Origin of the sequence: Shewanella sp. M-Br, assembly GCF_036245925.1 — a bacterium.
Classification (GTDB): domain Bacteria; phylum Pseudomonadota; class Gammaproteobacteria; order Enterobacterales; family Shewanellaceae; genus Shewanella; species Shewanella oncorhynchi.
In genome coordinates this window covers 26,391-47,346 of record NZ_BJBV01000021.1, presented here as the reverse complement: position 1 = coordinate 47,346, position 20,956 = coordinate 26,391, and the positions used below count along the sequence as shown (strand labels likewise).

The window sequence follows — 20,956 nt, the reverse complement described above, 5'->3', positions numbered from 1 at the left end:
TTAACTATGCGATTATCATCCGCGCAGATTTTTAATCAAAGCATTACCAGTGTGCTGCAAAAGCAAACGGCGACCAGCAAAATTCTTGACCAATTGAGCAGTGGTAAGAAAGTCAATACTGCTGGTGATGATCCTGTGGCGTCACAGGGTATTGATAATCTGAATCAGAAAAATGCACTCGTCGATCAGTTTATTAAGAACATTGATTATGCAACGAATCACTTACAACAGACCGAAAGTCAACTTGGCCAAGCAGATAAACTAGTGTCGAGTATGAAGGACATGATGTTACGGGGTTCTAATGGCAGTATGACAGCGGCAGAGCGGCAAACAATTGCCGATGACCTGCGCAAAAGTTTAGATCAATTGCTGACAATTGCGAATACCAAAGATGAATCGGGAAATTATCTCTTTGCAGGTAATAAAACTGACACCCAACCGTTCGCATTCGATAATAATGGTCAGATTATTTACTCAGGCGACTCAGGCGTTCGTAATAGCATGATTGCATCAGGTATTCAGCTTAATACTAATGTGGCTGGAGATACCGCTTTTATGAAGTCACCTAATGCAATGGGTGATTATAGCGTCAATTATTTGCCGTCCCAACAAGGTGATTTTAGTGTATCTAGCGCTAAGCTAGCTAACGCGACACCTTCTCTCTCTGATTACACAGTTTCATTTCTAGATGATGGTGCTGGTGGCATCAATGTTCAAGTTACCGACAACGCTATTCCCGCCAATATCATCTCCCCCGCAGCGGCGTTCGATCCCGCGGTGCCAGTCACTTTTGACGGTGTTGAACTAAAAATTGCTGGCGAGCCGAAGATAGGTGACAGCTTTACCCTTCACCAAGAACCAGAGGTTAGCATTTTCAATACCTTAAATAAGGCGATTGCTCTTTTTGAAAATGCTGACCAAGTGCAGACGCCATCCGGCCAGTCTGAGTTGGCACAGTTATTGAATAATGTTGGGAGTGGTGTCAAACAAATGAGTCAGCAGCAGGGCTTAGCAGGTAACAGTTTAAAGATACTGGAAAAATATACTGATAAGCACACTGATGAAAAATTGATTAACACCTCGGCATTATCCAAATTGGAAGATCTTGATTATGCCACTGCGATAACTGAATTTGAGAAGCAACAACTCGCACTCAATGCCGTATCCAGTGTGTTTAGTAAAGTGGGTTCCGTATCGCTGTTTGATTACATCTAGATCGAATGCCTTCTGAACCGAAAGCGCTAAAACAAGACGGTTTTCAATGATGAAGGCATCAAGGTCTAAAGGTTAAGTAATTAAATTAAGCAAATAGAGTTAAGCACGTTAAGTAAAGTTGCAGCAATTGATGGCAACAAGATTTAGCCAGGCTTCCACGTCTTGGCACCTAACTTAGAAGAGGAATGTAACATGGCTATTTCAGTAAACACGAACGTCACATCAATGAAGGCGCAAAAAAATCTTGGCGGAGCCAATGGTAATCTGCAAACGTCTATGGAACGATTATCGTCAGGATTACGGATTAACAGCGCTAAGGATGATGCCGCTGGTCTACAGATTTCAAACCGTATGACGAGTCAAATTAATGGGCTCGATGTTGCTATGCGCAACGCTAACGATGGGATTTCTATTGCTCAAACTGCTGAAGGTGCAATGCAAGAGTCGACCAATATTCTCCAACGTATGCGAGATTTGTCACTGCAATCGGCTAATGGCTCGAATTCAACGGGCGATCGAGAGTCTATGCAGAAAGAACTTTCTGCATTGCAAACAGAGTTAACTCGTATTTCAGATACCACTTCTTTTGGTGGTCAGAAATTACTTGATGGTACGTATGGTACGCAAAAATTCCAAGTGGGCTCCAATGCTAATGAAACGATTTCAGTATCGTTGTCTAGCACAGCAGCGAATAAAATTGGTAATAATAGCGTTTCAGGCGCAGGCACAAAATTTGGTGTAGAAGCGGCGACTGTTTTAACACAAGGTACAACCGCAGATGGAGCTTTTGCTGTTAATGGAAAAGTTGTAGCCATTACGGCTGGTGACAATGCTGCCAAAGTTGCGGAGAACATTAATAAAGCAGGTGCTGGTGTTACGGCTGAAGCCTCAGTTACGACAACCCTGTCTGGCTTAAGTGCTGCGGATACGGGGACTTTCTCTGTTGTTGCCAAAGATGGTACAAAAGATAGTTACGATTTAGCGACATATAAAGGTGATTCAGCGCAACTCGCAACTGACTTAGGTAAAGCGGGATACGATGTTAGCCACGATAAAGAAACAGGTGTCATTAGTATTACGGCTAAGGGTGTTGCTGGTGTAGAAGTTGCTGGTTATGGTGGCGGTACAACAGCTAAATTAGGTGGTCAAGCTGCTGGTGCAGCAAACGCCAGTAAAACGTCTGAACTTAAATTATCTTCACCTGAAAAATTTGCCATTAAAGGTACAACAGCTAACGAGCTGCTCGGTGGTGGTGTGACTGCCACTGCTGGTAATTCATCTTTAAACGCAGTGAGTAAGGCTGATATTAGTACTGCAAATGGCGCTCAAGATGCGATAGCTGTGATTGATAACGCTTTGGCTGGAATCGATGCACAGCGTGCAGATTTAGGTGCGGTTCAAAATCGTATGAGCTTCACTATTAATAACTTGGGTAATGTGCAGACTAACGTGGCAGATGCCCGAAGTCGCATTCAGGATGTTGACTTTGCTAAAGAAACTGCGCAGATGACCAAGCAGCAAATTCTGTCTCAGACCTCTTCTGCTATGTTAGCACAGGCTAATCAGTTGCCTCAGGTGGCGTTATCATTACTGGGCTAATCCTTAAGTAACCTGAACTCGAGATAAGAAATGTTGAACTAATAGCCCTCCAAGTGATCGGATCTTTCGACCAAGAGAAACCCCATCACACCGGAGGGCCTTTGCATAAATTAGTGGAAGTGTTTTGCGATGTCGATGATTTTTGCGCTGTTTTCATTCCAGAATGGGAAAAAATGCTGTTAACCGATGGTATACGCAAGCGTCAACGCGCTGGCCGTATGACGATGAGCGAAGTGATGACCATCATCATACTTTTTCAGTATGTCTCATCATCGTGATTTCAAGAACTTCTACATCGGCTATCTGGCTCATTTCTACAAATCTGCTTTTCCTAATTTACTCAGCTATACCCGCTTTCTTGAAGTGATGCCCACTGCTTTAGTGCCGCTTTGCAGTTACTTTGCCAGCCTCAAGAGTGACCCCACTGGCATTGAATTTGTTGATTCAACTAGCATCAAAGTGTGCCATAACCTACGTATTCATCAGCATAAAACCTTGGCGGGACTGGCGTGCAGAGGTAAAGGCACCATGGGGTGGTTCTATGGTTTTAAGCTGCATTTGATTGTGAATCATCAAGGCGGAATAGTGGCAGCCAAAGTGACCCCAGCGAATGTACATGACACAAAACTGGTGAACGAGATGGTGCACAGTGACATGAACAAACTCTATGCAGATAAAGGGTATATCAGTAAAGCGCTGTCCAGTGAATTGCTGGAGAAAGGCGTCACACTGGTGACAAACGTGCGTAAGAATATGAAAGCAAAAGCGATGTCGTTGTGGGATAGAGCGATGCTGTCGAGACGCTTCATCATAGAAACCATCAACGACCAGTTAAAAAATATCTCTCAAATAGAGCACTCTAGACACCGCAGCGTACATGGTTTTATGCTCAATATGATTGGGGGACTCATCGCCTATCAATTGAAAGACAATAAGCCACAACTGAACCTCACTAACGGGGAGTTTAATGCTATTGCAGTTATGGCTCGTTAAACCGAGCTCAGGCTAAGTAAAGTAATAGAAAACGAGCTTAATGCCCAAGGCCTTATCTAAACTTTTGTTTAGACGATGTACTTGGGCATAGCTATTTTTTCCGCGTTTCATGCTATTAATTTGATTTTTGTGAACAAGCAATAGAATCAGACCATCCATAATAATTTGCACAGCTCTCAGCTTATTTCCTTCTTCTTTTCTTTTTATTCCTGAGTAATCCCTTAGTTACAATGAGTTAATTCATTGCAATCATTTCTAATGGATATATTTTTTCAATTATTTAAATAAAAAAATTAAAGTTAGCCAAAGTGCTGCCGTTAAAATGAATGTAACCCATGAGATTGGCCTGGCTTAACGTCATTACAGCAAGACAGGCACTAACGTAACGTCAGGTAAAGAGGATATATTTTATGGCTATTTCAGTAAACACCAACGTGACTTCAATGAATTCACAAAAGAACCTCACTAATGCGAACAATGGTTTGAAAACTTCCATGGAACGCTTATCTTCAGGTTTGCGTATCAATGGCGCTAAAGATGATGCGGCGGGCCTACAAATATCTAACCGTATGACTAGTCAGATTAATGGTTTAGACGTAGCAATGCGTAACGCGAACGACGGTATTTCAATTGCGCAAACTGCCGAAGGTTCAATGCAAGAATCGACTAACATTCTGCAGCGTATGCGTGACCTGTCTCTACAATCTGCTAACGGTTCTAACTCAACTGCAGACCGTGAGTCTATGCAGAAAGAGATTTCTTCATTACAAACAGAATTAACACGTATTGCTGACACGACTTCTTTTGGTGGTCAGAAATTACTTGATGGTAGTTACGGTAGTCAAAAGTTTCAGGTCGGTTCAAACGCAAATGAAACGATTTCAGTTTCGCTGTCTAGTACTGCGGCAAATAAGATTGGTAATCATGGCGTTTCAGGTGCAGGCACTAAATTTGGTGTAGAAGCGGCGACTGTTTTAACGCAAGGTACAACCGCTGATGCAGCTTTTGCTGTTAATGGTAAGATTGTGGCCATTGCGGGTGGTGATAATGCTGCCACAGTCGCTGATAACATTAATAAAGCAGGTGCAGGCGTTAAGGCTGAAGCCTCAGTTACGACAACCCTGTCTGGCTTAAGTGCTGCGGATACGGGGACTTTCTCTGTTGTTGCCAAAGATGGTACAAAAGATAGTTACGATTTAGCGACATATAAAGGTGATTCAGCGCAACTCGCAACTGACTTAGGTAAAGCGGGATACGATGTTAGCCACGATAAAGAAACAGGTGTCATTAGTATTACGGCTAAGGGTGTTGCTGGTGTAGAAGTTGCTGGTTATGGTGGCGGTACAACAGCTAAATTAGGTGGTCAAGCTGCTGGTGCAGCAAACGCCAGTAAAACGTCTGAACTTAAATTATCTTCACCTGAAAAATTTGCCATTAAAGGTACAACAGCTAACGAGCTGCTCGGTGGCGGTGTGACTGCAACTGCTGGTAGCTCTAAATTGTCTGAAGTGTCTAAAATTGATATTGGCACGGCTAAAGGAGCACAAGATGCCTTGGCTGTCATAGATTCAGCTATTGCTGGTATTGATTCCCAACGTGCAGATTTAGGTGCGGTACAAAACCGTATGAACTTCACTATCAATAACTTGGGTAACGTGCAAACTAACGTAGCAGATGCTCGTAGCCGTATTCAAGATGTTGACTTTGCAAAAGAAACTGCAGAAATGACTAAGAAACAAATTCTGTCTCAGACATCTTCTGCTATGTTGGCACAAGCCAACCAATTACCACAAGTTGCCCTGTCATTGCTGTAATTGTGATTGGCGGTTATCTCATTCGGAGATGATAGACAGCTAAGTGTTTGGCACTGAGGGGGAGGTTCGTTTAGACCCTTCCCTTTGTGCATTAAAATGGTCAGTTTAGTGTTGTTAATAAAGTGACTATTAGTCAATAACATTTAGCTGCACATCAATATACAGTAGTAAGCAGATTAGCAAATGTTTGAAGATAAAGCTGAAGCGTGTAGCTTTGTGCTTCATCTGTAAGGTTAGTACTTTCTAGCAGTACCAGAGTACATAGGTAAGTGTGACTAAGAGGGTGGCATGATGGATATTAATTCAGTTAGTACATCTAATGTAGTGGGGTTGAAGACTGAGCTTAAACTAGCTCCTCCACAATCTCTTCAGCAAGAGTCAAGTGGTTCAATAAAGCCTTTGCTTGGCCAATCAAACAGCGTGAACATGGTAGAAGATGGCGAGTCTACAAAAGATACTAAAACGAATGTTGAGCAGTTAGATAAGGTTGCGAGTGACCTGACGGATATGGTAACTATGATGCGTAAGGGATTAGCATTTAAAGTTGATGCGAGTTCTGATAGGCCCGTTGTCAGTGTTATGGATATAGACTCTGGCGAAGTGCTGCGACAAATTCCTAGTGAAGAGGCGCTTGCCTTGGCTGAAAAATTGTCTGAAGTGACTGGTGCATTAATAAAAACAGAGGTTTAAGTTGTAGTTTTTAATATGCATTCATGAGAGGCTCAGTCCAGAGTGGTAAGCCATTCATATTAACTGAAGTCTTGGCGTGAATTTTGCTGTATTAATACTATTAACTATACGTATTGGTAAGTTTTTAGACGCAGATCAGAGGTGGATATGGGATTAACATCATTAGGTGTAGGTACTGGCATGGACATCGGCGGCATTGTAACCGCTCTAGTTAATGCAGAAAAAGCGCCTAAAGAAGCCAAATTCAATGCTCAAGAAGGTAAGATAAACACTCAGATCTCTGCTCTGGGGGCATTGAAAAGTGCAATGTCTGATTTCTTAGAGAAGATAAAACCTCTATCTGATGCTAAAACTTTTACAGGTTTTAAGAGTGCGCTTTCTAATAAAGATTTTATGACCGCAACAGTTGACCCGACTGCAGTGGCTGGCAATTATAAAGTCATTGTTGAACAGTTGGCTGAAAGCCATAAATTAGGTTCTACAGCAGTTACAGATGTTACGGCTCCAATAGGAAGTGGTTCATTAAGTCTGACAGTGGGAAGTGAGAGCTTTAATGTTGCTGTTGGCGCAGATGACTCTCTGCAAGACATTATGAAAAATATCAATGCTTCTAAAGATAATGTTGGAGTAACTGCGACTATTATTAAGGGCGATAATGGTGCTCAGTTGGTTCTTACATCTAACAAGACTGGTGCGGCTAATGTAGTGCAAGCATCTGCCACGGATGACGCTGGAACAGCACTTTCAGATGTTTTTGCTATGACAGAATTACAACCTGCAAAAGATGCAATTTTGTATGTTGATGGTTTAAAAGTGACTTCTGATTCAAACGAAGTAAAAAATGCGATTACAGGTATCAACTTAACATTGACGGATGCTAACAAAGATAAAACAACGACACTCAAAATTGAACCTAATCGTGAATCTTCTAAAACAGCTATAAAAGATTTTGTTAATTCATACAATGAGTTAATGAAAACTATGTCTGGCATGTCAGGCTATGATCCCAAAACTAAGAAAGCGGGTATATTGCAGGGTGATTCTGTTATTCGTGGTGTCCAAAACCAGATGAGGGGCGTGTTGTCATCAACGAGTGGTGATAGTGGCTCTATGATGTTAGCTAATCTGGGCATTAAAACTACTCAGACGGGTAGTCTTGAGATTGATGATAAAAAGCTTGATGAAGTGCTAAGTAAAGATATTAATGCCGTATCGGACTTTTTTTCTGCAGAAAAAACTGGGTTTGGTACACGAATGAAAGATGTTACTGACTCCTATGTAAAAACTGGGGGAATTTTAGATAGTCGAGATGAAAGCTTAGATACTCAACTTTCTCGTATTACCGATAGCCGTGAGAGTCTTGCCTTAAAAATGAAGGCCTATGAAGCTAGGTTATTAAAGCAGTACAATGCTATGGATTTGATTGTCGGCCAGATGAACGCTCAAGGTAGTATGCTAACTCAGCGACTCGACTCTCTTCCTGGGCTTGTGAGCAAACGATAATATTTTATCAGCCAAATTGTCCCTACAGTAAGATAGATTTACACGATGTTTGCCAGTTTTTGGATTTTATAAGTTTTTTATCTAAAGTGGCAGAGTAAGAGATTTTATATATGCATCATAGTCAAATAAATACACAGAATGTTGTTAGCACATTAGATTCTCTTAATGAGCAAATGAATGAAATCATTAGACAAGTGACTACATTATCAATAGATAATGAAAATATTGATTTTTTGGTATTAAAATTGCAAGAATTTGTTGGCCAGCGTCAATTATTACTTGAGGCTTTGGTTGCAGATGAGCAATTTGTTGACAGAGATTATTTGCAGTTACAGTTTTCATTAACTCAAGCATGTACAGAGAAAGCCAATGTTTTCTTACTGGACAGGCAAGCTCTATTGCATGCTGGTAGTAATAGTCAACGTCATATCAATGTATACAAGTCGATAGATGCAAATAGGTAGGTACTAATATGAGAGGTTCATTACAGTCATATCGTAAGGTTTCTTTAGAAAGTGAAATAGCAGTGGCATCCCCTCACCGCATTATTCAAATGATGTTTGCTGGTTTGCTTGAGCGTTTGGCTCAGAGTCGATATGCAATAGAGCAGCGTGATTTTGCAAAAAAAGGGCTTCTTATTGGTAAATCGCTAGGGATTATCGCGGGGCTGAATAGCTGCCTAAATATGGAAGCTGAAGGCAGTGTTGCTTACAATCTCAGTAATTTATATGATTTTATGTTGCGCCGTATTTCAGAGGCGAATTTGAATAATGATGTTCAAGCGATTGATGATGTAAGTGACTTAGTTCGTACTCTAAAAGAGAGTTGGGATGCAATTCCTGCAGATAAACATAATATTTCTGCGCATTCTGAAGCGGGTTAATATCTTATTTCGTTATTAAAAATAGACGCACTGGTTGCGTCTTTTTTTTGGCTTAAAGTCAAAGTATTGACGTTTTAGACTAGAATCATGATGTAAATGAACTAAAATCAATTCAGTTTGGCATAAACCTCATCTGAGGCTTGCTTCTCGTCTGCTGATAATACAATATTCATCACAAGTAGTGATGGTGGCACAGATTGTTACATTGAATTTGTTAAGCTTTTACAGCAACTAATCATAAATAATTAATGCGAATTAATACATATTAGAGCTTTACGGCCTACTGAATGATGCAAACAGATCAACGAATTTTACTTATCGGCCCTCCATCAGAGCGATTAAATCGCCTGTGTTGCATTTTGGATTTTTTAGGTGAGCAATTTGTACAAATTGACACCGAAAAATTAAGTGCTAGCCTCCAAGATACCCGTTTTCGAGCTTTAGTTATCCTAACTGATGTTATGGATGCTGAGGGGCTTAAAAACATCGCAGGTCAACATCCATGGCAACCTATGCTGTTGCTTGGCAATGTTGACGATCTGCAAGTATCTAATATTCTTGGACATATAGAAGAACCTTTAACGTATCCTCAGCTCACTGAATTATTACACTTTTGCCAAGTATTCGGTCAAGTTAAACGGCCTCAAGTCCCTACTAGTGCGAATCAAACAAAGTTATTCCGAAGCTTAGTGGGACGCAGTGATGGTATTGCGAATGTGAGGCACTTGATAAATCAAGTAGCAACATCTGAGGCAACCGTGCTTGTTCTGGGTCAATCGGGTACAGGTAAAGAAGTGGTCGCCCGTAATATCCATTATTTGTCTGAGCGCCGTGACGGTCCATTTATCCCTGTTAACTGTGGTGCTATACCGCCTGAGTTATTAGAGAGTGAGCTATTTGGTCACGAGAAAGGGTCATTTACTGGGGCAATCTGTTCTCGTAAAGGCCGTTTTGAATTAGCTGAAGGTGGTACACTATTTCTCGATGAAATAGGAGACATGCCACTACAAATGCAAGTGAAATTACTCCGTGTGCTGCAAGAGCGGGTATTTGAGCGCGTTGGTGGTACTAAGACTATTAATGCTGATGTACGCGTAGTTGCTGCGACACATAGAGATTTAGAAACTATGATCAGCGTTAATGAGTTCCGTGAGGATCTTTATTACCGTCTAAACGTATTCCCGATTGAAATGCCCGCGTTGTGTGATCGCAAGGACGATGTGCCTTTGCTATTACAAGAGTTAGTTAGCCGAGTCTATAACGAAGGCCGTGGTAAGGTGCGTTTTACGCAGCGTGCGATAGAGTCGCTGAAAGAACATGCTTGGTCGGGCAACGTGCGCGAGCTGTCTAATTTAGTCGAACGCCTCACCATTTTATATCCGGGTGGATTGGTCGATGTTAACGATTTACCTGTCAAATATCGCCATATCGATGTGCCCGAATATTGTGTAGAGATGAGTGAAGAGCAACAGGAACGTGATGCTTTAGCTTCTATCTTTAGCGATGAAGAGCCGGTTGAAATCCCTGAAACGCGTTTCCCTAGTGAGCTGCCGCCTGAAGGTGTGAACCTTAAGGATTTGTTAGCAGAACTAGAAATAGACATGATACGTCAGGCGCTAGAGCTACAAGATAATGTCGTAGCTCGCGCTGCTGAAATGCTTGGAATACGCCGTACAACGCTTGTAGAAAAAATGCGTAAGTACGGAATGACCAAAGATTAGTTTTCTATTTTATTGTTATATAAGTTGTTTTAACCTCTAAAGTTCAATTTCCAATTTGGCATAGATACTGCAGTCACCCCGTCATAAGCAATTTTTTGACGGAGTGACTATGTCAGCCAACCCACTAGCGCAAATTGAGTCATTCAAGCACACTAGCAAACAATGGAACCAACTGCGTGAGGCCGCGAATATGTCCAATCGAATGGAGCATATTTTACAGGCTATGCCATCCGGCGTGGTGATTATCAATGGCGACGGTGTAGTCACGGATGCCAATCCGGTAGCAGTTGAATTACTTGATCGCTCCTTATGTGGCGTTCGCTGGATTGATGTGATCCACAGTGCCTTTGCGCCGCAGGACGATGATGGCCACGAAGTGTCACTGCGTAATGGCCGCCGCGTTAAATTAGCGATTACGCCATTGACGCCAGAGCCTGGTCAATTAATTGTGCTAACTGATCTGACTGAAACTCGGTTATTACAGAAAAATATCTCCCATTTACAACGTTTATCTGCACTGGGCAAGATGGTAGCAACTTTGGCTCATCAGGTGCGCACGCCTTTATCAGCCGCTTTGTTATATGCTTCAAATCTTGCTAGTCCTAAGTTATCCGATGCCGCTAAAGCGAAATTCCAGCAAAAACTTGTTGATAGACTCAATGAACTCGAGCGGCAGGTTAACGACATGCTATTGATGGCGAAAGGCCGTCAGGATGAACTTGGAGATCTAATCTCATTGGCTGAGGTTATCGACAATGTTTTGGCAAATTGTGAGCCAATAGCGGCAAAGCAAGGCTGTGACTTGTTATTTGATGATGCGTCAAGCAGCTCGATGTTAGCTAATTCCAATGCATTAAGCTCGGCGATTAATAATTTAGTCATGAACAGCATAGAAGCCGGAGCAACTGAAATTCGTATCCAAGCGAAGGAAGAGGGCGAACGGTTATTATTGGACGTCATCGATAATGGTAAAGGCTTAGACGCCACTATGCAGCAGAAGGTATTTGAACCTTTCTTTACGACTAAGTCGCAGGGAACTGGGCTTGGGTTAGCCGTTGTGCAATCTGTGGTGCGCAATCATGGGGGGCAACTGCAACTCAGTTGTGTACCGAATAAAGGCTGTACTGTGTCTTTAGTATTCCCACGGGCTAAATCCGCGGTGATATTACCTTTGGAGATTACCCATGTCTGAAGCAAAGTTATTGCTCGTTGAGGATGATGCTTCATTACGTGAAGCCTTGTTGGATACCTTAATGCTGGCTCAGTATGAGTGTGTTGATGTCGCCTCCGGTGAAGACGCTATTTTAGCCTTGAAACAACATCAGTTTGATTTAGTTATTAGCGATGTGCAGATGCAAGGTATTGGTGGTTTAGGTTTATTGAACTACCTGCAGCAGCATCATCCTAAGTTGCCAGTGCTGTTGATGACGGCCTACGCGACTATTGGTAGCGCGGTGAACGCTATAAAATTAGGCGCTGTTGATTATTTAGCCAAACCTTTTGCACCAGAAGTGTTACTCAATCAAGTCTCACGCTATTTGCCATTAAAACAAAATGTGGATCAGCCCGTCGTCGCTGATGAAAAAAGTTTAGCCTTATTAGCACTTGCTCAACGGGTTGCCGCCTCCGATGCCTCTGTCATGATCTTAGGTCCTAGCGGTTCGGGTAAAGAGGTTTTGGCCCGTTATATTCATCAACACAGTAGCCGTGCTAATCAAGCCTTTGTGGCCATTAACTGTGCCGCTATTCCTGAGAACATGCTCGAAGCCACCCTTTTTGGTTATGAAAAGGGTGCATTTACGGGGGCTTATCAAGCGTGTCCGGGGAAATTTGAGCAGGCTCAAGGTGGCACTTTGCTGCTCGATGAAATCTCTGAGATGGATTTAGGCTTACAAGCTAAGTTGTTGCGGGTTTTGCAAGAGCGTGAAGTTGAGCGTTTAGGTGGCCGTAAAACAATTAAATTGGATGTGCGCGTGCTTGCCACATCCAATCGTGATTTAAAGGCAGTGGTCGCAGCTGGCGGATTTAGGGAAGATCTCTACTACCGAATTAACGTATTTCCTTTAGCTTGGCCTGCGTTAAGTCAACGTCCTGCAGATATTTTACCTCTTGCGCGTCATTTACTGGCTAAACATGCTAAGGCATTGAATGTTGCCGATGTGCCTGAGTTGGATGAGAATGCGCGTCGACGTTTATTGAGTCATCGCTGGCCAGGGAACGTACGTGAACTCGACAATGTGATCCAGCGTGCTCTGATATTAAGAGCCGGTCAATTGATCACTGCCAATGACATTATTATCGATGCGCAGGATGTGATTTTAAGCGGTGAAGATCTAGACCCATTTTCTTCTGAGCCAGACGGTTTAGGTGAAGAGCTCAAAGCTCAAGAACATGTGATTATTTTAGAGACCCTTAATCAATGCCAAGGAAGTCGTAAGTTAGTCGCCGAAAAGCTAGGAATTAGCGCACGAACCCTAAGATACAAGATGGCAAGGATGCGTGATATGGGGATCCAACTGCCAAATTAGCCTATAAATTCAAGTTATCATCACGCAGCCTCCACATTGAGTGTGAGGCTGTATTGATTAAAATACACAACCGTAAAAGTGGCTCATTTCATCCAAAATCCTTAGATATTGACATCTTCTTATCCCGTCAATTTATTATCAATCACGACCATCTGAAAACTTGGCCGTTATTTTGCATTATCCCGTTATCGGTATTTTGATCGTCAAGAATTCGACGACTGGGAGCTCAGCATGCAAATAGGCGCAAATTCATTCCTGCAGGAAATGCAGAAACTCCAAGGCGAAATAACGCCGTCGTTTGGCGTTCAGCCAAATATCATGCAGCAAGTGAATAACACCAGTGGTGCAGACTTCGGTCAGTTGTTATCGCAAGCTGTAGGCAATGTCAGCGGCTTACAGTCTGCATCGTCAAACCTCGCGACACGTTTAGAGATGGGTGATACTACCGTTTCTTTATCGGACACTGTTATTGCCCGTGAGAAAGCGAGTGTCGCTTTCGAGGCGACGGTGCAAGTGCGTAATAAGCTTGTCGAAGCCTACAAAGAAATAATGAGCATGCCTGTCTAGGCCAGTGAATAACCCAATTTGCAGGTACGAATCGTGAGTACAGAAATGATTGTCGGATCCAATTCCGGTTTAGCTGACCAAGGTGTCCAGCAAGAACATAAGTCAGGCATGATGGGAAATCTTGGCGGTGTCGATATGATGCGCCAAGTGACTATGATTTTAGCCTTAGCGATTTGTTTAGCCTTGGCGGTATTTGTCATGCTGTGGGCGCAGGAGCCAGAGTATCGTCCATTGGGTAAAATGGAAACTCAGGAAATGGTTCAAGTGCTAGATGTGCTTGATAAAAATAAAGTTAAGTACCAAATCGACGTGGACGTTATTAAAGTTCCTGAAGATAAATATCAAGAAGTCAAAATGATGTTGAGCCGTGCAGGTATCGACAGTCCTGCAGCCAACCAAGATTTTTTGAATAAAGACAGTGGTTTTGGTGTCAGCCAACGTATGGAACAAGCTCGTCTTAAGCATAGCCAAGAAGAAAACCTCGCCCGTGCGATAGAGCAACTACAAAGTGTCAGTCGTGCCAAAGTCATTCTTGCGTTACCTAAAGAAAACGTCTTCGCCCGCAATGCCTCTAAACCGAGTGCAACAGTGGTGATCAATACCCGTCGCGGTGGCTTAGGCCAAGGTGAAGTCGATGCTATCGTCGATATTGTTGCTTCTGCAGTACAAGGTTTAGAACCATCAAGGGTGACGGTAACTGATTCTAACGGCCGTTTATTGAACTCAGGCAGCCAAGATGGCGCGTCCGCGACGGCTCGCCGTGAACTTGAATTAGTGCAGCAAAAAGAAGCTGAATATCGCACTAAGATTGAATCGATTCTGGTGCCAATTCTAGGTCCTGATAATTTTACCTCTCAAGTCGACGTCAGTATGGATTTTACTGCTGTTGAGCAAACATCAAAGCGTTTTAACCCTGATTTACCAGCACTGCGCAGTGAAATGACAGTTGAAAATAACACCACTGGTGGCTCTTCTGGTGGGATCCCTGGCGCGTTATCCAATCAACCGCCAATGGAGTCAAATATTCCAGAAGATGCGACTAAAGCGACCGAGTCTGTCACCGCAGGTGGTAATTCGCACCGTGAAGCGACCCGTAACTTTGAATTAGATACCACCATTAGCCATACCCGCCAGCAAGTTGGCGCAGTGCGCCGCATTAGTGTGTCAGTGGCGGTGGACTTTAAACCTGGTACCGCTGGAGAAAATGGTCAAGTAGCTCGTGTTGCCCGTACCGAACAAGAACTGACCAATATCCGTCGTTTGCTTGAAGGCGCGGTTGGTTTTAGTTCACAACGGGGGGATGTGCTGGAAGTGGTAACCGTTCCCTTTATGGATCAATTGGTTGAAGATTTACCTGCACCTGAGCTTTGGGAGCAACCTTGGTTTTGGCGTGCGATTAAGCTTGGGATTGGTGCGCTAGTGATTTTGGTGCTGATTTTAGCTGTGGTACGTCCTATGCTGAAACGCTTAATCTATCCTGACAGTGTGAATATGCCTGAGGATGGCAGATTAGGTAATGAATTAGCAGAAATTGAGGACCAATATGCGGCTGATACGCTAGGGATGCTCAATACTCAAGAGGCGGAATACAGTTATGCTGACGATGGCTCAATTCATATCCCTAATCTTCACAAAGATGATGATATGATTAAAGCTATCCGTGCGCTCGTGGCGAATGAGCCTGAGCTCTCTACTCAAGTCGTGAAAAACTGGTTACAAGACAATGGCTGAGAATAAAACGAAAGAAGTGGCTCCTGCGGCCGCACCTGCCTTTAATATCAAAGATATTAGTGGCGTTGAAAAGACCGCTATTTTACTCCTCAGTTTGAGTGAGGCTGATGCTGCATCCATTTTAAAACACTTAGAGCCGAAGCAAGTGCAAAAAGTGGGTATGGCCATGGCGGCAATGGATGAGTTTGGTCAGGAAAAAGTTATCGGAGTACATAAGCTGTTTCTTGATGATATTCAAAAGTATTCTTCAATTGGTTTCAACAGTGAAGAGTTCGTCCGTAAAGCCTTAACCGCTGCGCTGGGTGAAGATAAAGCGGGTAATCTGATTGAACAGATTATCATGGGCAGCGGTGCTAAGGGGTTGGATTCGTTGAAATGGATGGATGCACGCCAAGTGGCGACCATTATTCAGAATGAACATCCTCAGATCCAAACGATTGTGTTGTCCTATTTAGAACCCGATCAAGCGGCGGAAATTTTTGGTCAATTCCCTGAGAATACCCGCTTAGACTTGATGATGCGTATTGCAAATCTTGAAGAAGTACAGCCTGCCGCACTGCAAGAGTTGAACGACATCATGGAGAAACAGTTCGCCGGTCAAGGTGGCGCCCAGGCCGCGAAAATGGGTGGCTTAAAAGCGGCTGCCAACATAATGAACTACTTAGACACGGGTATCGAAAGCCAGTTGATGGAAACCATGCGCGAGTCTGATGAAGAAATGGCGCAGCAAATCCAAGATTTGATGTTTGTATTTGAAAACTTAATCGATGTCGATGACCGCGGTATTCAAGCCCTGTTGCGTGAAGTGCAGCAAGATGTACTGATGAAGGCGCTCAAAGGCACAGATGATCAGCTGAAAGAAAAAATCTTGGGTAACATGTCAAAACGTGCCGCTGAATTGTTGCGTGATGATCTTGAAGCCATGGGCCCAATCCGCATCAGTGAAGTGGAAGTCGCCCAAAAAGAAATCCTGTCTATTGCTCGTCGCTTAAGTGACAGCGGCGAAATCATGTTAGGCGGCGGTGGTGGCGATGAGTTCCTCTAATCCGAGCGACAATAAATTGTTGAATAAGGTCTTGAGCGAAGGATATGTCGAATTTAGTCACTGGGCGCTGCCAGATGTGACTGAAGCCGATGATGATTCTATCTCAAATCTGTTCGGCCATTCTAATCATCAAGCCGCTAAGTCGACTACTGTGGAAAGTGTTTCTCCACCGACTATGGCTGAGATTGAAGACATTCGTGCCCAAGCCGAAGAAGAAGGCTTTAGCGAAGGTAAGCAGCAAGGGTATGAGCAAGGGCTAGAAAAAGGGCGTTTAGAAGGGTTAGAGCAGGGCCATACTGAAGGGCTCGCCCAAGGGCATGAGCAAGGATTAGAAACCGGTTTAGCCCAAGCAAAAATATTGCTCTCGCGTTTTGAAACCTTATTAGCCCAATTTGAAAAACCATTGCAATTGCTCGATGGCGATATTGAACTCTCGCTATTGAACCTGAGTATGACATTAGCGAAATCTGTCATTGGCCACGAATTAAAAACTCATCCTGAACAAGTGCTTTCGGCATTGCGCTTAGGTATAGAATCACTGCCGATAAAAGAACAAACAGTCACAATCCGCTTGCATCCTGACGATGTTATTTTAGTCGAACAACTTTATTCCAGCGCTCAATTGACCCGCAGTAAGTGGGAACTTGAAGTTGACCCTTCCTTAAGCCCAGGTGACTGTATTCTCAGTAGTCATCGTTCTTTAGTCGATTTGACCCTCGCATCGCGTATCGATGCTGTGTTTGAGTCCTTACGGAACCAACATGCTCACTTAAGTGACAAGCAGCGTCAATTGCAAGAGGCTATAGAGGTTGAAGATACCGCTAAACACGTTGCGGCTTCTGAGGCTGTGGGATCTGAGCTTGATGATCAGGTTGTCGATACGGTTTCTCAACATGCTGAGGATATACAATCTGCCTCAAACACAGGTGAGCAATTAGAGGCAAAATCAGATGCAAAATCGTCAACACCAATTGCTGAATAGGCTGAATCACCATCAGGATAAAGTGCCGCCATTTCGAGCTGTGGCCAGTGGTCAACTCGTGCGTGTTGTTGGCTTAACCTTAGAGGCGAGCGGTTGCCGTGCGCCTGTGGGCAGCTTATGTTCGATCGAAACCATGGTGGGCGAGTTAATTGCAGAAGTCGTCGGCTTTGATGGCGAACTATTATATTTAATGCCCATTGAAGAATTACGTGGTGTATTGCCCGGTGCGCGGGTTGTGCCTTTGGGGGAACAAACTGGACTCAATGTTGGTTTATCCCTGCTAGGACGCGTACTTGATGGTAACGGCGTGCCTTTAGATGGTTTAGGCGCGTTGCAGACCGATCAACAAGCGCCAAGACATAGCGCTGCCATTAATCCCTTATCTCGCCGTGCCATTACTGAACCGCTGGACGTTGGCGTTCGCGCTATCAACGCTATGCTGACTGTGGGCAAAGGCCAACGTATGGGCTTGTTTGCCGGTTCTGGTGTGGGTAAGAGTGTGCTCTTAGGTATGATGACTCGCGGTACTACCGCCGACATTATTGTGGTTGGGCTAGTGGGTGAGCGTGGCCGGGAAGTGAAAGAGTTTATTGAGGAAATTCTTGGTGAGAAGGGTCGAGCGCGTTCAGTCGTTGTTGCTGCGCCTGCGGATACATCGCCTCTGATGCGCCTTCGCGCCTGTGAAACCTCGACTCGTATTGCCGAATACTTCCGCGATTTAGGCTATAACGTTTTATTGCTTATGGACAGTTTAACGCGCTACGCCCAAGCGCAGCGGGAAATTGCTTTGGCTGTGGGTGAACCGCCTGCGACTAAAGGTTATCCGCCTTCTGTGTTTGCAAAATTGCCACGTTTAGTTGAGCGTGCTGGAAACGGTGGCCCTGGGCAAGGTTCAATTACGGCATTTTATACTGTGTTGACGGAAGGAGACGATCAACAGGATCCCATTGCCGATGCTTCGCGGGCGATCCTCGATGGTCACATTGTCTTGTCACGTTCGCTTGCGGATTCGGGGCACTATCCTGCAATTGATATTGAAGCTTCTATTAGCCGAGTCGCGCCTATGGTGATTTCCAATGAACATTTGGAGGCGATGCGCCGCGTGAAACAAACCTATTCTTTGTATCAGCAAAATCGAGATTTGATTTCTATTGGGGCCTATGCCCAAGGAAGCGATCCTCGCATTGATAATGCGATACGACTGCAGCCAGCAATGAATGCTTTTTTGCGACAAACCATGCGTGATGCATTTAGCTTTGCCGATAGCCAAGTCATGCTTGGGCAACTTGCTGCACAGTGCAAATAATGGCGTCATCGAATTAATCGAGGTCTAGTATGGCTAACGCCGATCCCTTGTTGTTAGTGTTAAAGCTTGCCAATGATGCCGAAGAACAAGCGGCTTTATTGTTAAAATCGGCGCAGTTAGAGTGTCAAAAACGGTTGAATCAACTCAGTGCTCTGAATAACTATCGCTTAGAATACATGAAGCAAATGCAATCCCAGCAAGGTCAAGCCATCAGTGCTAGTCACTATCACCAGTTTCACCGTTTTATTCGTCAGATCGATGACGCAATTATCCAGCAAAATCGCGTCGTTGCCGACGGTGAAAAGCAAAAAGAATATCGACAACAACATTGGTTGGAAAAGCAAAAAAAACGTAAGGCAGTAGAATTACTCTTAACCAGTAAAGAGAAGAAGCGTCAAGTGGTTGAACAAAAAAGGGAGCAAAAAATGACCGATGAATTTGCTTCCCAGCAATTTTATCGCCGTCATCAACGTTAGTGAAATGATAGGCATATTTACTGCTCGCTAGCCGGATAGACTCTTTAGTTTTTTTTGTATTGATGGCATAAGCATCAATTTGACACCTCCCAGAGTTAATTCTTTTCGATATGCTGTCGTAAAACCTGATGTGTTGGCATCTTATTTGCTTTGATTTAGTCCATTACCCTGCAACCGCAGTGTTTAATTGACGTTTCTACCTAGCCATTTTCTTTTTTTGCTGGGTAATGTTTGGGAGCACTTATGCAACAAATGACCAATATCCTGTTAAGTAAAACAGGCAACTCTGCGGCCAATTCCGCTAAGACATCTTCCCAAGAGTCTAATAATGAAGACTTTTCATCTACACTTGCGTCAGTCACCGCTAGCTCATTTTCTATTTCTGCGTCTAAAAAAACCATTGCTAACACTGATGATACTGTGCAGGTTACCTCTGCTGATAAAGTAAAAGATGACGATATATCAACTGATGACGCCGACGTAAATCTCATTTTTGCCCAAATTAGCATGGCAAATGATATGAAGAAAACGGCATCAGATGGAGATAGTTTGCCGCTAGCATTTTTAAATGCTGAAGAAGATATAACTGGTGAAGAAAATATTGATACTTCATCAGCTTTATTAACCGGCTCAGCATTGGCATCTACTGTTTCTGCTGAGATTGAACTGGCATCAGATATAGATGCCGATGAAGCGGGTTTTTCTGCTGAATTACAAAAGTTAGTTTCTACTAGCCCAGATATGGCAGCAATTTCAATCGCAGATGACGTGAAACCATCTTCTTTGACTGATAAGTCACTCGTACATATTCTTCCCATAGACCCAAATATACTTGAAGCGTCAGCGGATAGTGATGCTGTGATTGATCCAAATTTGACCGATGACGCTTCAGAATTACCTTTAGAAGACACTGAGCTTGTCTCTGCCACTGAAGTCGGGGTGAGTATAGATGAGTCTTTAGTTGAGAATGAGGTCACACTTAATGCTGTGATTAATCAAGCGGGCTTAGCGAACAGTGCAACGATAAAGTCGGTAACCAACACTGCGGCAAAAGCAACGACTAGTAGCTCTACAGTGAATAGTCTCAATACGGCTAATATCGCGATCTCGGGAAATACTTTCGACCTGAATACCTTAGGCTCTTCAACTTCATCTGAACCATTAGATACAACATCTGTAACAGAAAGTGATCTTGATGGGAGTCCCAATTCCGATTTGGCTGCTAACCTATTACTGAAAGATGCTAAATTAACGGTTGCGATGGATATTCCCAGAGACGAAAGTTTTATGGATGATAGTAATACTTTCTCAGAACTTAAGTCGACATCATCCATACAGACACTCTCGATGTCACAATTAAATCGCCAAGAAACCATGCAAGTTCAGTTGTCATTGCGTCAAGGAGTAGAACAGCAAAACCAAATGCAGGAGATGATCCAACGATTTTCACCTGTGATGAAGCAGCAATTGATTACTATGGTGAGTCAAGGCATCCAACATGCGGAAATCCGGCTCGATCCACCTGAACTTGGACATATGTTGGTAAAGATCCAAGTGCATGGCGACCAAACCCAAGTACAGTTTCATGTTACTCAGCCGCAAACGCGCGATCTGGTTGAACAAGCTATGCCAAGATTACGTGAGTTATTGCAAGAGCAAGGGATGCAGTTGGCTGACAGCCATGTTTCTCAAGGCGATCAAGGTGAGCGTCGTGAAGGTAGTTTCGGTGATGGCGGCAGTTCAAATGCGGCTGATATGGATGAAATCTCGGCAGAAGAGTTACATTTAGGTTTAAATCAAGCGATTAGTGTAACTTCAGGTATAGATTATTACGCTTAAGCAGGTAACCTATAGCAATGACTGACATAATTACGTTTCAAATAAAACTGTAATGAGTTTCCGC

The 20,956-nt window shown here is 43.5% G+C and carries 17 protein-coding genes and 1 pseudogene; all 18 read left to right on the top strand.

Annotated features, from left to right (window positions below):
- Nucleotides 1-6 precede the first annotated feature (6 nt).
- The 18 genes and pseudogenes from flgL (at nt 7) to AAA952_RS16830 (ending at nt 20,892) form a co-directional block, all read left to right on the top strand.
- Nucleotides 7-1,215 (top strand): flagellar hook-associated protein FlgL, encoded by a 1,209-nt coding sequence (gene flgL / locus AAA952_RS16915; protein WP_113939460.1) that lies wholly within the window; start codon nt 7-9, stop codon nt 1,213-1,215.
- Nucleotides 1,216-1,407: 192 nt separating this feature from the next.
- Nucleotides 1,408-2,814 (top strand): flagellin, encoded by a 1,407-nt coding sequence (locus AAA952_RS16910; RefSeq protein ID WP_330148298.1) that lies wholly within the window; start codon nt 1,408-1,410, stop codon nt 2,812-2,814.
- A gap of 101 nt (nt 2,815-2,915) precedes the next feature.
- Nucleotides 2,916-3,807, top strand: a pseudogene (locus AAA952_RS16905) (IS982 family transposase).
- 410 nt (nt 3,808-4,217) lie between these two features.
- A complete protein-coding gene (locus AAA952_RS16900; RefSeq protein WP_330148300.1) occupies nt 4,218-5,621 on the top strand; it encodes a flagellin in 1,404 nt (467 codons plus the stop codon).
- Between the two features lie 291 nt (nt 5,622-5,912).
- Complete coding sequence (locus tag AAA952_RS16895; protein WP_259589770.1) at nt 5,913-6,311, top strand: flagellar protein FlaG; 399 nt, start codon at nt 5,913-5,915, stop codon at nt 6,309-6,311.
- Between the two features lie 147 nt (nt 6,312-6,458).
- Nucleotides 6,459-7,814, top strand: a complete 1,356-nt coding sequence (gene fliD / locus AAA952_RS16890; RefSeq protein ID WP_113939462.1) for a flagellar filament capping protein FliD — start codon at nt 6,459-6,461, stop codon at nt 7,812-7,814.
- A 110-nt stretch (nt 7,815-7,924) separates the two neighbouring features.
- Nucleotides 7,925-8,278: a flagella biosynthesis chaperone for FliD, FliT gene (locus AAA952_RS16885; RefSeq protein ID WP_113939463.1), complete on the top strand. Its 354-nt coding sequence runs from the start codon at nt 7,925-7,927 to the stop codon at nt 8,276-8,278.
- A gap of 8 nt (nt 8,279-8,286) precedes the next feature.
- Nucleotides 8,287-8,697: a flagellar export chaperone FliS gene (gene fliS, locus AAA952_RS16880; protein ID WP_113939464.1), complete on the top strand. Its 411-nt coding sequence runs from the start codon at nt 8,287-8,289 to the stop codon at nt 8,695-8,697.
- A gap of 287 nt (nt 8,698-8,984) precedes the next feature.
- On the top strand, nt 8,985-10,418 hold the full coding sequence (locus AAA952_RS16875) for a sigma-54 dependent transcriptional regulator (RefSeq protein WP_306685032.1): 1,434 nt from the start codon (nt 8,985-8,987) through the stop codon (nt 10,416-10,418).
- A gap of 109 nt (nt 10,419-10,527) precedes the next feature.
- Nucleotides 10,528-11,610, top strand: coding sequence for a sensor histidine kinase (locus AAA952_RS16870; protein WP_338258649.1), 1,083 nt, complete (start codon nt 10,528-10,530; stop codon nt 11,608-11,610).
- On the top strand, nt 11,603-12,946 hold the full coding sequence (locus AAA952_RS16865) for a sigma-54-dependent transcriptional regulator (RefSeq protein ID WP_028761192.1): 1,344 nt from the start codon (nt 11,603-11,605) through the stop codon (nt 12,944-12,946). Before AAA952_RS16870 ends, AAA952_RS16865 begins: the two co-directional genes overlap by 8 nt.
- A gap of 231 nt (nt 12,947-13,177) precedes the next feature.
- The gene (gene fliE / locus AAA952_RS16860) at nt 13,178-13,513 is read left to right on the top strand and encodes a flagellar hook-basal body complex protein FliE (RefSeq protein WP_028761191.1); all 336 of its coding nucleotides are present in this window, start codon (nt 13,178-13,180) and stop codon (nt 13,511-13,513) included.
- A 45-nt stretch (nt 13,514-13,558) separates the two neighbouring features.
- Entirely contained in the window at nt 13,559-15,244 is a 1,686-nt protein-coding gene (gene fliF / locus AAA952_RS16855; RefSeq protein ID WP_338258677.1) for a flagellar basal-body MS-ring/collar protein FliF, read from the top strand.
- Nucleotides 15,237-16,289, top strand: coding sequence for a flagellar motor switch protein FliG (gene fliG, locus AAA952_RS16850; protein ID WP_028761189.1), 1,053 nt, complete (start codon nt 15,237-15,239; stop codon nt 16,287-16,289). The genes fliF and fliG overlap by 8 nt, the downstream gene beginning before the upstream one ends.
- The gene (fliH, locus tag AAA952_RS16845) at nt 16,276-17,271 is read left to right on the top strand and encodes a flagellar assembly protein FliH (RefSeq protein ID WP_338258648.1); all 996 of its coding nucleotides are present in this window, start codon (nt 16,276-16,278) and stop codon (nt 17,269-17,271) included. The genes fliG and fliH overlap by 14 nt, the downstream gene beginning before the upstream one ends.
- The gene (gene fliI, locus AAA952_RS16840) at nt 17,240-18,577 is read left to right on the top strand and encodes a flagellar protein export ATPase FliI (RefSeq protein ID WP_263265530.1); all 1,338 of its coding nucleotides are present in this window, start codon (nt 17,240-17,242) and stop codon (nt 18,575-18,577) included. The genes fliH and fliI overlap by 32 nt, the downstream gene beginning before the upstream one ends.
- A 29-nt stretch (nt 18,578-18,606) precedes the next feature.
- The gene (gene fliJ, locus AAA952_RS16835) at nt 18,607-19,053 is read left to right on the top strand and encodes a flagellar export protein FliJ (protein ID WP_263207739.1); all 447 of its coding nucleotides are present in this window, start codon (nt 18,607-18,609) and stop codon (nt 19,051-19,053) included.
- A gap of 243 nt (nt 19,054-19,296) precedes the next feature.
- Nucleotides 19,297-20,892 (top strand): flagellar hook-length control protein FliK, encoded by a 1,596-nt coding sequence (locus tag AAA952_RS16830; protein ID WP_338258647.1) that lies wholly within the window; start codon nt 19,297-19,299, stop codon nt 20,890-20,892.
- The last annotated feature ends 64 nt before the right edge of the window (nt 20,893-20,956 follow it).

Excerpts from the sequence above, each read along its gene's own strand:
- flgL (WP_113939460.1), top strand. The coding sequence starts at position 7 with ATGCGATTATCATCCGCGCAGATTTTTAATCAAAGCATTACCAGTGTG.
- AAA952_RS16910 (WP_330148298.1), top strand. The coding sequence starts at position 1,408 with ATGGCTATTTCAGTAAACACGAACGTCACATCAATGAAGGCGCAAAAA.
- AAA952_RS16900 (WP_330148300.1), top strand. The coding sequence starts at position 4,218 with ATGGCTATTTCAGTAAACACCAACGTGACTTCAATGAATTCACAAAAG.
- AAA952_RS16895 (WP_259589770.1), top strand. The coding sequence starts at position 5,913 with ATGGATATTAATTCAGTTAGTACATCTAATGTAGTGGGGTTGAAGACT.
- fliD (WP_113939462.1), top strand. The coding sequence starts at position 6,459 with ATGGGATTAACATCATTAGGTGTAGGTACTGGCATGGACATCGGCGGC.
- AAA952_RS16885 (WP_113939463.1), top strand. The coding sequence starts at position 7,925 with ATGCATCATAGTCAAATAAATACACAGAATGTTGTTAGCACATTAGAT.
- fliS (WP_113939464.1), top strand. The coding sequence starts at position 8,287 with ATGAGAGGTTCATTACAGTCATATCGTAAGGTTTCTTTAGAAAGTGAA.
- AAA952_RS16875 (WP_306685032.1), top strand. The coding sequence starts at position 8,985 with ATGATGCAAACAGATCAACGAATTTTACTTATCGGCCCTCCATCAGAG.
- AAA952_RS16870 (WP_338258649.1), top strand. The coding sequence starts at position 10,528 with ATGTCAGCCAACCCACTAGCGCAAATTGAGTCATTCAAGCACACTAGC.
- AAA952_RS16865 (WP_028761192.1), top strand. The coding sequence starts at position 11,603 with ATGTCTGAAGCAAAGTTATTGCTCGTTGAGGATGATGCTTCATTACGT.
- fliE (WP_028761191.1), top strand. The coding sequence starts at position 13,178 with ATGCAAATAGGCGCAAATTCATTCCTGCAGGAAATGCAGAAACTCCAA.
- fliF (WP_338258677.1), top strand. The coding sequence starts at position 13,559 with ATGATTGTCGGATCCAATTCCGGTTTAGCTGACCAAGGTGTCCAGCAA.
- fliG (WP_028761189.1), top strand. The coding sequence starts at position 15,237 with ATGGCTGAGAATAAAACGAAAGAAGTGGCTCCTGCGGCCGCACCTGCC.
- fliH (WP_338258648.1), top strand. The coding sequence starts at position 16,276 with ATGAGTTCCTCTAATCCGAGCGACAATAAATTGTTGAATAAGGTCTTG.
- fliI (WP_263265530.1), top strand. The coding sequence starts at position 17,240 with ATGCAAAATCGTCAACACCAATTGCTGAATAGGCTGAATCACCATCAG.
- fliJ (WP_263207739.1), top strand. The coding sequence starts at position 18,607 with ATGGCTAACGCCGATCCCTTGTTGTTAGTGTTAAAGCTTGCCAATGAT.
- AAA952_RS16830 (WP_338258647.1), top strand. The coding sequence starts at position 19,297 with ATGCAACAAATGACCAATATCCTGTTAAGTAAAACAGGCAACTCTGCG.